Here is a 13,298-nt window from a genome sequence, read left to right on the forward strand (position 1 = left end):
CATGAATGTTTTCGATTACTTTTTTGAATCTACTAAAAACCTTGGAAAGGACTTTCTCTTGGGTTCAAAAGAAACTATTTCTTTCAAAAAACTGTATAACAACAGCTTAAAAATTGCCACATTTTTAAACAGATATATTGGAGCAAACAAGAATATTATTTTAATTAGTCCGAATTCGAAATACTTTATAACGGCTTATTTGGGCATATTAAAATCGGGGAATACATGCGTGCCCTTAAACTTTGCCATAGAACAGGAAAACCTGGATTTTATATTAAATACAACGGAATGTGATACTGTTTTTATGGCAAAAAGTGCCAGATCTAAGTATAAAATCCCTTCACATATTCAAGTTATCGAGGAAGAAGATTTAGATCAAATTATAGCTAATCAATCTATAGTGGATTATTATGTTGAGGTTGAAAAGAATCAACTAGCAGAAATTATTTTCACTTCTGGCTCAACAGGAATCCCTAAAGGTGTCATGATTAGTCATGAAAATATTATAGCCAATACAAATTCGATTATTTCCTATTTAAACCTCACCTCTAAAGATACTATGTGCGTGGTTTTACCTTTCTTTTATTGCTATGGATTATCCCTTTTGCATACACATTTAAGAGTTGGTGGTTCCATTGTTTTAAATAACAGTTTCATGTTTTTAGGCGCTGTTTTAAACGATTTAAATGACTACAAATGTACTGGTTTTGCAGGTGTTCCTAGTCATTTTCAAATATTATTAAAGAAATCAAAAACATTCAAAACAACCCCATTTCCAGATTTAAGATATGTCACCCAAGCCGGAGGGAAACTGCATACCGTTTTTATAGATGAATTTGTAAAAGCTTTTCCAAAGAAAGAATTTTATGTCATGTACGGACAAACAGAAGCAACAGCGAGATTGTCTTATTTAGAGCCAAAAATGATTCATAAAAAAACAAGCTCTATTGGAAAACCCATTCCAGATGTCACTTTTAAAATTGTGGACGACATGGGCAAAACACTTGGTGTTAATCAAGAAGGAGAGTTGTTGGCAAAAGGGAAAAATATCATGTTAGGCTATTATAAAGAGCAGAGTGAAACTAAAATGGCTATTAAAAATAGCTGGCTTTATACTGGAGATGTTGCCGTAGTTGATGAAGACGGATACTATTATTTAAAGGCCAGAAAGAAAGAAATTTTAAAGGTTGCTGGAAAAAGAGTGAGTCCAAAAGAAATTGAAGAAGTTATCCTTTCTGTTGAAGAAGTTATGGATTGTACTATTTCTGGTTATGACGACGATTTATTTGGGGAAGCCATTCAAGCAACGATAGTCGCAAATGGCAATTTTGATGAAGTCCAATTAAAAGAAAAAATACTTCATGCCTGTTCTAAAAAATTGGCACTTTATAAAATACCTCAAAAAGTTATTTTTGAAAAAGTAATGAAAATGAGCGCTTCCGGAAAAAAAGTAAAGTAAAATACTATTTGGTAACTGCCTTCCTGTTGATTGACTTATTATAAAAATCTAAATACTCCTTTGAAACTACTTCATATTTGATAGATTTTATAAATAAAAAATAAGACACATTTCTAACAATATAGGGACTAAACCCAGCATAGCTATAAGATCTAGTGGTGTTAATGTTCTTTACTTCTCCAAAGGTTATGGCGTATTTAGCTCCTAAATCTTTACTTTTTTCTGCCACATCGTATAAGAAGGCAGGAATTATTCCCATGCCTCTATATTTAGGAACTGTAAAAACATTTTCCAATAACACTTCGTCTTGCTTAAGTTGTGGGAATCTATTTCCCCAAGTGGCTCTTAATTTATTGTTTTCTGATGAATCAATTAACCAAACTCTAGCACACGGCACTTGTTCTTTTGTCTCACCAATATAACAGGTATTAAATTTAAGAATGAAACCATTGTTTGGGTTGTCTATAAAAAAGGGTTTATCTGCTTCCGTAAATTCTCGAATGCTAATAGGTTTAAGCGTTCTGGGTTTTTTAAACGGAATACTTAAATCTCGCTTAAAACCAAAAGCTATTTCTTTAGAATATAATCTGTTTGAAAATGCGTTCCAAAGATATTTAGCTTTACCATCTTTTATTAATTTTGGTAATAAAGCAATTTTGCTAAATAAATTACTGCTCATAAATTTATAATTACAACTGTTAGAGGTATTTGTAAAAATAAACATAAAGTTTAAATTCTTATTAAAAACCTCCAATTGATTACAAATTATTTGAGGGCTTGTTGTTGTTTTTGCATAAAAGCATCTGCCTGTAATTGCATAAGTTCTCGGGCTTTTTTGCGCTTGTAATTATAAAGTTCCTCTTCATCTGCAATATCATTGTAAACCTTGTTGTTAATTTCAATATCAGTTTTTAGCAACACTTGTCTTTCTTTCACATTTCTTTCAGACCACGTTTTTATGGCGCTTTCAGAGTCTTCAAGTTTATAGTCGTAAGTTCCTTTTGGCGAAAGAAGTTTTGCTATAATTGGAGACGTTTCAATGGCTAAAAACAATAGAAAGATGAAAAATGAAGGTAACCATGGTAATTCGTTTAAAGCGGTCACACGAGCCATTAAACCATCAAAACTACTGATAATGGGTTGCGTAGCTATCACTCTAGAATTATAATTGCTTTCTAATTCTGAAATCTGTGTTTCTAGACCAGCGATTTTAGCTTTATTTTCTGTTTTTAGTTCCTGTAGTTCTACTATTCCAACATCATGCTTGTCTCTTTTTTCTTTGTAAACAGGTCCTTTTCCTAACAATTTGGTGCCGGCTGTGCCTTCAGCTTCATTAATATATATGTCGTATAGCTTATTAACTTCTTCATTTTTTGCCAAAATTTGAAGTTCTAAACCAGCAATTTCGTTGTTTAAATCTGTGATTTTCGGATTGTATTGTTGTGCAATTTGATCTTTATTAGCAAGAGTCAATTCGTTTTTTTGTTCTAAAAGAACCTGATTGATTTCCTTTTCAAAAATTTTCAATTCTAAGGGTTTTGAAATCACGATGGCAATAATGATTGCTAGAATAATTCTTGGTATCGCCTGTATAAATTCATCTAGAAAGCGATCACGTTTCTTAATGGTTGAAACAATAAAACGGTCTAAATTAAAAATAAGTAAACCCCAAACAAGTCCGAAACCAATGGCGATAAATGCATTATCGAAAACAGTAAAAAGGGCATAACTGGATGCAATAAAAGCCATTACAGCTGTAAAAAACACGGTAGCTCCAATACCTGCATATTTGTTTTGCTCACCATTGGAACAAGTCTCTAAAATGTCTGAATCTGATCCAGAACATAAGATGAAGAATTTCTTTAACATGATTTGATTGATTTTGATTGATAGACTATTAGAACGCAATTCTTGTCTATTTGTTACAAAAAAAAGCCTCGAAATTTCGAGGCTTTAGAATAGGTTGATTTTCTCTATGTTAATCGTCTATTGTAATTGGTTCTTTACTCAAGTAAACTTCAGGATTTTTAGAAGTTGAATTTTTAGAAGAAATATTGATTGATTTATTGTCTTTTAAAAGTTTTATTGCTTCATCTGAAGTGATGCTTTTTTCTTCATAATAAAATGCAGCATTCTTTTTAGCCATCTCAATCACAAAATCTAAAGGTGCTTTTGGAGGAGGTGGAGGAGGAATATTTGACATTTCACCTTTTTTCGCCATGTTGTTCTGAACTTTATTTTGTTCTTCAATGGAAGTAAAACGAACTGTTCCAGCGTGATTCTCAATATTGGTTGTAATAATTATATATGGCTCCTTTTGAGTAATTTTCAAAATTTCATCATATGAAACAGCTTTTCCGTTGTAAGAGTATGAAATATTATCATTTTTTAGACTTAAAACATAGTCGTAAGCAGATTTATGTGGAGGTGGTGGAGGCAAGTCATTAGCTTTTTTCATTTTTGAAGCTGGAGCAGGAGTTGCAGGTGGAGGAGGTGGTGGCGGAATAAAACTTTTTTCACCTTCTTTCACAATTGGCGAATTTGTGTAATTTTCATCGTTTTTATCCACTAATTGAATTACAATGGGCATTTTTATATGTGAAGTTGTTGGTCTTATACTAAAAATCTGAATTAAATTGCTCATTGGATTCTCGTATAATAAGGCAACGGCTTCTTTATTTAAAGTATTACCAGTTATTTTAACCGCTGGTTTACCTATAAATTTAATAACAAAACTGCTAATAGCTTCGCCAGTATTGGTTCCTAGAATAAATTTTTCAGCAGCTTCCTTCGTTAAATTAACTGTACAACCATTGCAAGGAACACCATTAATGGTTGCAATGGTTTCTTGCATTGCTTCAGGAGTTATTTCACTAATAACTTTAGTTTCTTTTTCAATGACATCCTTCGTACTAAAACTATAAATTAATAATGCTAAAATTGGGAGAAGTACGATGCTTCTCAACCAAATACCTGTTTTTGATGATGATGTTTTCATAACTGTAAATCGTTTTTTGATTGATGAATAATTGATGGCTGTTGCCAATTGAGGTTCTAATACATTTGATGAGAATGCTAATAATATTTGTTGATAGGCCGATAAAGTGATGCCTTTTTTAATGACTTCTCTATCTGCTAAAAATTCATGATTTAATTTGATGTCTCTTTTCAAGAGATAAATTAGCGGATTAAACCATAATACAATTTGAAAAATTTCAATAAATAGGATGTCTAAGGAATGCTTCTGATAAACGTGAGCTTCTTCATGAATCAATACTTCTTTAGGGATTTTTTGAGATTCAAAAAGTATTTTATTTAGAAAAATATATTTTAAAAAAGTGTGTGGAACTATTAATTCTTCTAATAAAACGTTTATCGACTTCTGAGTTTTTAACTTCGGATTTCGACTTATTTTAAGCAAGATGCTACTTAAGTTGTAAATGAATTTTAAACCAAAAAACAGAACACCTAATAAATACACAGCCCATAAAATGTATGGTAAATAATTTACAGACTCTTCAATAAGAATTAAAGGTGTTGAAGTGGAATTGTTAATTGCAGCTTCATTTATAGTTATTGGAGCTTCAACAATTTGCGTAAAGGTTATAAAAGGAATCCCAATGGAAATTATTAGAGAGGCTAATAGGTAAACCCTTTTAAAAATATGCATGTTTTCCTTCTCTAAAACGAATTTGTAAAAGAGTAAGAAAATTGCAAGACAAGCGCTGGATTTTATGATGTATTCTACCATGGCTATTTATTTTTAATTTCGGAATCAATTAATTTTTTTAAATCTTCTAATTCTTCTTTGGTTAGGTTGGTTTCCTGGGTAAAAAACGAGGCGAATTGAGATGCGCTATCATTGAAAAAGTTTTTAATCAAGCCGTTAACATGTTTAGAGAAGTAGTCTTTCTTCTTAACCAATGGAAAGTATTCTCTGGATTTACCATATAATTTATAGTCAACAAACCCTTTATCTGTCATGCGTTTTAATAGGGTAGCTACTGTAGTTGTAGCTGGTTTTGGTTCTGGATAGGAGTCGAGTAGATCTTTCATAAAAGCTTTTTCATGCTTCCATAAATGGTTCATTAAATCTTCTTCAGTTTTGGATAAGGATTGCATTGCTCTACAGATTTAGAATGTATTCTACAAATGTAGAGTAAAATTTAAATATTCCAAATATTTTTAACCTTTATTTTATAATCACATATCTTTGTACCTGATTTAATGAATCTAAAGAATAGATGAAAAGACTTGTAATTAGTTTGTTGGTTTTAATTTCAATTAACTCTTTTGGACAAACTGTTCAAGATTTAATTGATAAAGTAGATGTTGATAGATTAGAAATATCTGTTCGTGAGTTTTCTGGGGAACAAGCAACTCAGGTCAATGGAACAGAAGTTACCATCATAAATAGGCAACATACAAACAACGATTTGGCTGCCGAATACCTAAAGGAAAGACTGCAACAATTTGATGATTTAACTATTGAAGAGCAACTTTTTAATACAACTGGTAAAAATATTATTGCGACACAATTAGGGAAAATAAATCCAAACGATATTTACCTGGTTAGTGCACATTATGATGCTACTGCCGATTATTGTGCAGACGATAATGCCACTGGAACTGCGGCTGTTTTAGAAATAGCGAGAATTCTTTCCACTCAATGCATGGAAAATACCATTGTCTATGCTTTCTGGGATGAAGAGGAAATAGGTTTACGAGGTTCTCGGTATTATGCAGAACAAGCAAATAGTGCTAACCTAAACATTCTTGGAGTGATTAATTTGGATATGGTGGGTTATGATGGCGATGCACCAGGAGAATCTGGAGATAACGATTTTGATATTGACGTTAGAGATGTGCATGGTTCTTTAGCCATTAAAGACGATTTAATGAGTATCCTAAATACCTATACCTTTAATTTAAATCCAATAATTGTAAATCCTGGAACTTCAGCAAGTGATCATGCATCTTTTTGGACAAATAGCTTTCCTGCAGTTTTGGTTGGAGAATCTTGGGAAACCAGCGATGAAACACCTTTTTATCACTCTTCGGCAGATAGATTGAGCACATTAGATTTACCTTATTTTACAGAAATAACCAAGTTAGTAACAGCTTATATGGTTACCAAAGGCAGCTTACTTTCTATAAATAATACTTTATCTAGTTCTTCAACATCTATACAGGCAAACCAAAATGGAGCCAGCTATCAGTGGTATAATTGTGATACAAATACCTTGTTGGAAGGGGAAACAAATCAATCATATTACCCAATAATTTCTGGGAATTATTCTGTAGAAATATCTATGGAATCATGCACAGAAAAGAGTGATTGTTCTTCATTTACATCTCTTTCCATTGAAGAATCTATTTCTGATTATTTTGAGATTACGCCCAATCCTGTAACATCTATTTTAACTATAGATTCTTCTTTAGAATCATTTATTTATTTTCAATTATATAATGTTTCAGGACAATTAGTATTAGAATCCTCTTCTAATAAAAAGAAATCTGTAATAGATATGTCGGCTTTTGCAACAGGTATTTATTATTTAAAAATAAAAGGAAACGAAAAAATAAGCACTTTTAAAGTTGTAAAAGAATAAGCTTATTCAAAAGGAACAAAAAAAAATCCGTTCAATTTTTGAACGGATTTTTTTAGTTTTATTATTTACTTAGCTCAGTAAAATATTTATAGAATAAAGGTATAGTTTCAATGCCTTTATAATAATTAAACAAACCAAAATGTTCATTTGGAGAATGAATAGCATCGCTATCTAAACCAAATCCCATTAAAATGGTTTTGCTTTTTAATTCTTGCTCGAATAAGGCTACAATTGGAATACTTCCGCCGCTGCGTTGTGGAATAGGTGTCTTTCCAAAAGTATCAAAATAGGCTTTGCTAGCAGCCTTATAACCTATGCTGTCAATTGGAGTGACATAGCCTTGCCCACCATGATGAGGGGTTACTTTTACGGTTACGCCTTTTGGAGCAATGCTTTCAAAGTGTTTTTTAAATAATTGAGTGATTTCTTCCCAATCTTGATTTGGAACCAATCTCATAGAGATTTTTGCAAAGGCTTGACTTGCAATAACTGTTTTGGCTCCTTCACCAGTGTAACCTCCCCAAATACCATTAACATCTAAAGTTGGACGAATGGAATTTCTTTCGTTGGTAGTATATCCTGCTTCACCATAAACAGCATCGATATCCAACGATTTTTTATAAGCTTCTAATGAAAAAGGTGCTTTTGCCATTTCTGCGCGTTCTTCTTTTGAAAGCTCTTCTACTTTATCATAAAATCCAGGAATGGTAATATGATTGTTTTCATCATGCAATGACGCAATCATTTTTGTTAAAACATTAATAGGGTTTGCAACTGCACCACCATATAAACCAGAGTGTAAATCTCTATTTGGTCCAGTAACCTCCACTTCAACATAACTTAAACCACGAAGGCCAGTAGTAATTGAAGGCACGTCTTTAGCAATCATTCCAGTATCTGAAATCAAGATCACATCATTTTTTAATTTCTCTTGGTTGTTTTTTACAAATATGGCGAGATTCGAACTTCCTACTTCCTCTTCCCCTTCAATCATGAATTTTACATTACAAGGCAATTGATTTGTTTTGGTCATCAATTCCATGGCCTTTACGTGCATGTACATTTGACCTTTGTCATCGCAAGCGCCACGAGCAAAAATAGCTCCATCGGGATGTATCTCTGTTTTTTTGATAACAGGTTCAAAAGGAGGTGAGTTCCATAAATTTAATGGATCTGGCGGTTGCACGTCGTAATGACCATAAACTAAAATAGTTGGTAAATTTTTATCGATTATTTTTTCCCCATAAACAATAGGGTAGCCAGCAGTTTCACAAATTTCAACATGATCGCAACCAGCTTCTTCTAGTCTTGTTTTAACAACTTCAGACGTATGTATCACATCTTTTTTATAAGCTGAATCTGCACTTATAGATGGAATTTTAAGTAAGTCGATAAGTTCGTTTAAAAAACGATCCTTATTTTCATTGACATAATTAGATATATTCTTCATGTGTTTATATTTATTATTTTTTATTAATCGGATGCAACTTCCATATAATTAGTACCTTTTTTAAGGATAAATCATAGATGTTTCATAGAAATTTTTTGAATTTCATCAAAAATACAAAACATGTTGAACTTTTTTGATAAGATACGATTGTATATTAAAACTAATTTTTATATTTGCACTCCTTATCGCGGGCGTGGTGGAATTGGTAGACACGCCAGACTTAGGATCTGGTGCCGCGAGGTGTGGGAGTTCGAGTCTCCCCGCCCGCACAACGATGAGAAGATGAAGCTTTGATACTATTTAGTATTGAAGCTTTTTTCGTTTTGATATTCTCCTGTTTTTACCCCAAATATTTACGGTTGTTTTTAAATTCTTCTCATGTCTATGTTATTTAAATATGCAGTTATCTTAATTTTAGAATCTTAAAACGAAGGAACACATAATTTAATTTTTATCATAAAAAAAAAGGTTCAACCGAAGTCGAACCTTTAAATATTCAAATAGTGCTATTAATTAATACAATTCTCTCAGATTTTCACAAGTTTAGTGGTTAAATGTCCTCCTGAGATATTTTGCGCTTTTATGATATAGATACCACTGTTTAAAGAAGTAATATCGAATTCATTGTTTCTTGAAAAGTTACCAGAATAGTTTTGAATTAGTTTTCCAGTAATATCATATATTTCTACGTTAGTGATGTCTTGACTAAATCTAAAACTAGTATGAGCTGGGTTTGGGTAAATTTTGAATGCTTGAGCTTCTGTAAACTGTTGGGTACTCAATGTACTCGCATTTCCGAAAATTTTAAATTGACCCGGTGCAATTGTAATAGGGCTAGTTGTATTACTTACTTCTATACTTGTGCTACCAGTTTCATCCATTAATTCAAACCATGTTCCAGTGTTTGGAAAATTAGGATTGATGTTTTGACTCACTACATCAAAATTCGTGATTATTATAACATCTTTTAATTGATTAGAAGGAATGGCATCATCCCAAATATGAATTCTGGGTGTTAGATTGCCAGATTCTATAGTATAGCTTCCTTCAAAGACAGGTTCATTAACTTTCAAATCATTTAGTCTTGCCCAATCGTTATATATTTGATTGCGATTTGTTATTCCCAACCAATCATCAGTCCATTGTGGTTGAGGTTTGGTGTCTAGTTTACAATCACCGTCTGTTCCATCTGGAGTATTTACCGTTCCATTACTACAGGTGAAGATGGAGTTTTGCATCCCAAGATCTCCAAAATGCCAAATCATTTTTGGTCCAGGAATGGTTAATGTTACTGCTCCTAGTGCTGACATTCTTGCTAACGACGTGTCTAAATCTTGAACATCATAACTCGCATTTGAATTCCCGTATTGAAGGTTTTTATACATCAAGCGTTCTTCGTCATGACTTTCTGCATATCCAACTAATCTTGGTGCATCAAACCCTCTAGAATCGCTTCCCATTCGGTTTATATTTGAATTACTTGCATAACCCATTGTTAATTGGTTATATGGGTCTGTCATTTTTCCCCACATCATGATTCCTTTGCTAACAGCGTCTGTTAATCTATAATTAGCCCACTGTTGTTCTTCAGTAGCAGAACCTAAATGCTCAAAAATGACGTAATGCGATTCATCTAAACTCCAGCTATAATCGGCGTAGTCTTTTAATACATCTACACGATCTTGTTGGTAGCTATTGGTACAGCCTTCATCACTAGCCGTACAGTTTTGAGTAAAACCTTTAGTTAAATCCCATCTGAAACCATCTATATTGAAGTCTTCAACCCAATGTTTTATAACATTCTGAACATATTTTTGTGTTCTAGGTTGTTGGTGATTAAAATCTTCACCTACATTGTAGGAGTGTCTTGCTACTGTGTTGAAATAAGGGTTTTCCGTACTTGGACTTCCCCAGCCATCTCCATCAGGATCTTCCATCCACATACGAACCATTGGGTTTCTACCAAAGGCATGATTAAGTGCAATGTCTAAGATAACTGCGATATCGTTTTGATGACATAAATCAATAAACTCTTTTAATTTATCTTCTGTGCCATAATATTTATCTAAAGCCATATGAAAAGAAGTGTTATAACCCCAGCTTTCATTGCCTTCGTATTCCATAACTGGCATTAATTGAATGGCATTGACATTTAAATTTTTGAAATAATCTATTCTATCAATTAAATCTTGATAATTACGATTGGCATCGAAATCACGAATTAATACTTCATAAATAACTAAATCTTCTTTAGCAGGTTTCGTGAAGTTGGTTACTTGCCAATTATATGGTGTTTGTCCAGTTTTTAAAACGGTAACTTCTCTTTCTTGGCCAACAGGATACGTTGGCATATTTGGATAGGAATTACTTGGTATTCCTGGATCGTCAAATGGCGAAAGAACTAATGTTGAAAATGGATCCGCAGTCTTCACCATGACAGGTGAATTTGCAATTGGTGATTCGTCAACAACCCAATATTGATATGTATAATCTACACCTGAAGTTAATCCTGTTAATTCTAACCAGAATTTAGAACTTGAAGGGTCTTTTTTCATTCCATAAGATGTGTCCGGTGACCAATTGTTAAAGCTACCAGCTACATATACAAAATCTTTATTAGGAGCATCTAAAACTAAAATTGCTTTTGTGTTATCGTTTTCATTGTAGTTAATACCTTCATCTAAATTAGCTGGTAATGCTTCTTCTGATACATTAGGATCTATAATAACAGCAAATGTTTTTGATAGGGTAGTTCCTGCTTGCGTAACATCTAATACATAGTTTTGATTGGATGTTATACCTGTATGAGTGTATGTGAAATTGGAAGTACTAGAATTTGAATTTAATAGTGATCCGTTAGCATATAACTGATAATTAGCAACTCCATTCGTGTTTGACGCAGCGATGTTGAAGCTATTTGTGGATAATACCGTTGTGCTGCCTTCAGTTGGATTCGTTAATGTGACTTGAAAAGAACCAACATTTATAAAAAAATCTGAACAGCCATTGTCTTTAAGTTCCTGAGAACCGTCGGCGCTTCTAAATACCATTCCCATTTTAGTAGCATTTGTAGCTTGCGTGGCATTTAAACTATAATAGGTTTCAGGAATGAAGGTGATACTCCAAACTCCGTTTCCGTTGTTTGTCATTTCACCTACACCATCATCTTGTCCCCAATTTCCAACTACTCCAAACCCCCATGGGTCAGAGTCCTCACCAATTCCCGAATGCAAGTATATTTTAGTAGGGTTGTTTAAGTTATTACAGTCTGTTACACTGTTTATATTATTTAAATCCAGCGTTATTGTTATGGATTCATCCGTATTAAAAGGGTTTGGATTGATAGTAATCTGTGAGTACCCTACATAGCAGGATAATGTAATAAATAGAAATAGTAATTTTTTCATAGTTTTAAACTTTAAAAAAAAGGCTACCATTAGTGGTAGCCTTTTTAATGAAAACAGTTTAGTTTAGTGTAAGTGTATATGTATAAGCTCTTGCCACACTTAAATCAAGAGTAACTGTATAATTTCCTGCTGTAGGAACTGTAATGTTAGTACCTCCTAGCTCTAAGAAGCCATCTGCATCTGTATCCCCATAATCCAATTCCCATTCGTCATTCGCACGGAATTTAATTTCTTCTGCAGTTAAATCTAATGTTACAGACCATGTACCACTACCAGCATCATAGGTCATATCTTGGTCATCATTCCAACTTCCAGTTCCAGATCCAATTAAACCCCAAGATGTTTGAGTTTCAGAATATGTTAGAGCATCAGTATCTGCTTGAATAAAATAATAACCTGCGGTTGCTGTACAATTTACTTCGCCATCTTCTACTAAAATTCCAGTAAAAGTACCGTTATCTCCCCAATCAGGATTTCCCCAATCAAAGTTTCCATCGGCATCAGGGCCTAAGAATTTATGTTCGCCATCTAACCAAACATAACCTTCATAATCTGCAGTCAAACCAGATGATGCAGCTAATAAGGGTGCCGATGCTGGATCCCATCCTTGATGATTTCCTGGTACAGCAAGTTTAGGTTGTATAATTAGGGTTAACTCTACAGTGAAATTAACAAGATCTACATCGATTTTATATATTCCTGAATCATAGCCTGAAAGATTCGTGCCTCCAAATTTAGTTAGTAAACCGGAATCAGTTGCTATTTCTTGCCAAATTGTTTCTCCTGTTATATTATCTTCTATAAAATTAAAATCGTCTGTATCCGTTAATTCAACAGTGGCTGAAAAAACATTATATTCAACTAAAGTCATAGCTGTAGCCGTACTTGGGTCAAAAGAATTAAATGAGGCATTTACGTACAATTGTTCAACAGTTTGTATAAACGGAGTTACCAAAAGTGTAATAACATTTGAGTACTCGCCTGCCGCATTTTTTACTCTTACATCAACATTTGATTCTACACTATGGCCAATTCTTACTGTTTCTAAAAGAAATGTATTTAATTCGCCAGCAGTCCAAGACATGTTATTCTCATCTGTTACTCCTGCAATAAAAGGTTCTGCAAATAAAGTAGAAGTTTCCGCAAACTCTACAGTATAGTTTTCTCCATCAGTATCTTCCCAAACTATTGTTAGAACCACATTATTCATATTAGTATCATCGATAATAATATTAGTTCCTGTTTCAGGTGTCTCTATTTGAAATGAAGCTGCAGTAGGTTTATAACCAAAGTCATCATTATTTTCGCACGAGGCAAATCCTAATATAACGGCTAAGCCTAAAAGAATTTTATAAATATTTTTCATAGTT

9 protein-coding genes and 1 tRNA gene are annotated in these 13,298 nt (G+C 33.1%); 3 read left to right on the forward strand and 7 right to left on the reverse strand.

The annotated features are described in order from the left end of the window. Position 1 precedes the first annotated feature (1 nt). Positions 2-1,459 (forward strand): AMP-binding protein, encoded by a 1,458-nt coding sequence (locus IEV77_RS04810; protein ID WP_188462356.1) that lies wholly within the window; start codon positions 2-4, stop codon positions 1,457-1,459. Positions 1,460-1,463: 4 nt separating this feature from the next. Here IEV77_RS04810 and IEV77_RS04815 read toward each other — a convergent pair whose 3' ends face one another. From IEV77_RS04815 to IEV77_RS04830, 4 genes are all read right to left on the reverse strand, one after another. Next, entirely contained in the window at positions 1,464-2,138 is a 675-nt protein-coding gene (locus tag IEV77_RS04815) for a hypothetical protein (RefSeq protein WP_188462357.1), read from the reverse strand. A gap of 86 nt (positions 2,139-2,224) precedes the next feature. Beyond that, positions 2,225-3,328 (reverse strand): DUF4407 domain-containing protein, encoded by a 1,104-nt coding sequence (locus IEV77_RS04820; RefSeq protein ID WP_188462359.1) that lies wholly within the window; start codon positions 3,326-3,328, stop codon positions 2,225-2,227. A gap of 109 nt (positions 3,329-3,437) precedes the next feature. Next, on the reverse strand, positions 3,438-5,210 hold the full coding sequence (locus tag IEV77_RS04825) for a M56 family metallopeptidase (protein WP_188462360.1): 1,773 nt from the start codon (positions 5,208-5,210) through the stop codon (positions 3,438-3,440). 2 nt (positions 5,211-5,212) lie between these two features. Beyond that, positions 5,213-5,581 (reverse strand): BlaI/MecI/CopY family transcriptional regulator, encoded by a 369-nt coding sequence (locus IEV77_RS04830; protein WP_188462361.1) that lies wholly within the window; start codon positions 5,579-5,581, stop codon positions 5,213-5,215. Positions 5,582-5,703: 122 nt separating this feature from the next. Between IEV77_RS04830 and IEV77_RS04835 the strand changes: the two genes are divergently transcribed. Next, positions 5,704-7,071 (forward strand): M28 family peptidase, encoded by a 1,368-nt coding sequence (locus tag IEV77_RS04835; RefSeq protein WP_188462362.1) that lies wholly within the window; start codon positions 5,704-5,706, stop codon positions 7,069-7,071. Between the two features lie 61 nt (positions 7,072-7,132). Here IEV77_RS04835 and IEV77_RS04840 read toward each other — a convergent pair whose 3' ends face one another. Further along, the gene (locus tag IEV77_RS04840) at positions 7,133-8,521 is read right to left on the reverse strand and encodes a dipeptidase (RefSeq protein WP_188462364.1); all 1,389 of its coding nucleotides are present in this window, start codon (positions 8,519-8,521) and stop codon (positions 7,133-7,135) included. A 187-nt stretch (positions 8,522-8,708) separates the two neighbouring features. Between IEV77_RS04840 and IEV77_RS04845 the strand changes: the two genes are divergently transcribed. Next, positions 8,709-8,790, forward strand: a tRNA-Leu gene (locus IEV77_RS04845). A 258-nt stretch (positions 8,791-9,048) separates the two neighbouring features. Here IEV77_RS04845 and IEV77_RS04850 read toward each other — a convergent pair. Both IEV77_RS04850 and IEV77_RS04855 read right to left on the reverse strand, forming a co-directional pair. Then, complete coding sequence (locus IEV77_RS04850; protein ID WP_188462366.1) at positions 9,049-11,928, reverse strand: alpha-amylase family glycosyl hydrolase; 2,880 nt, start codon at positions 11,926-11,928, stop codon at positions 9,049-9,051. 58 nt (positions 11,929-11,986) lie between these two features. Beyond that, on the reverse strand, positions 11,987-13,294 hold the full coding sequence (locus IEV77_RS04855; protein WP_188462368.1) for a SusE domain-containing protein: 1,308 nt from the start codon (positions 13,292-13,294) through the stop codon (positions 11,987-11,989). Positions 13,295-13,298 lie beyond the last annotated feature (4 nt).

The organism is Xanthomarina arctica, assembly GCF_014638915.1.
Classification (GTDB): domain Bacteria; phylum Bacteroidota; class Bacteroidia; order Flavobacteriales; family Flavobacteriaceae; genus Xanthomarina; species Xanthomarina arctica.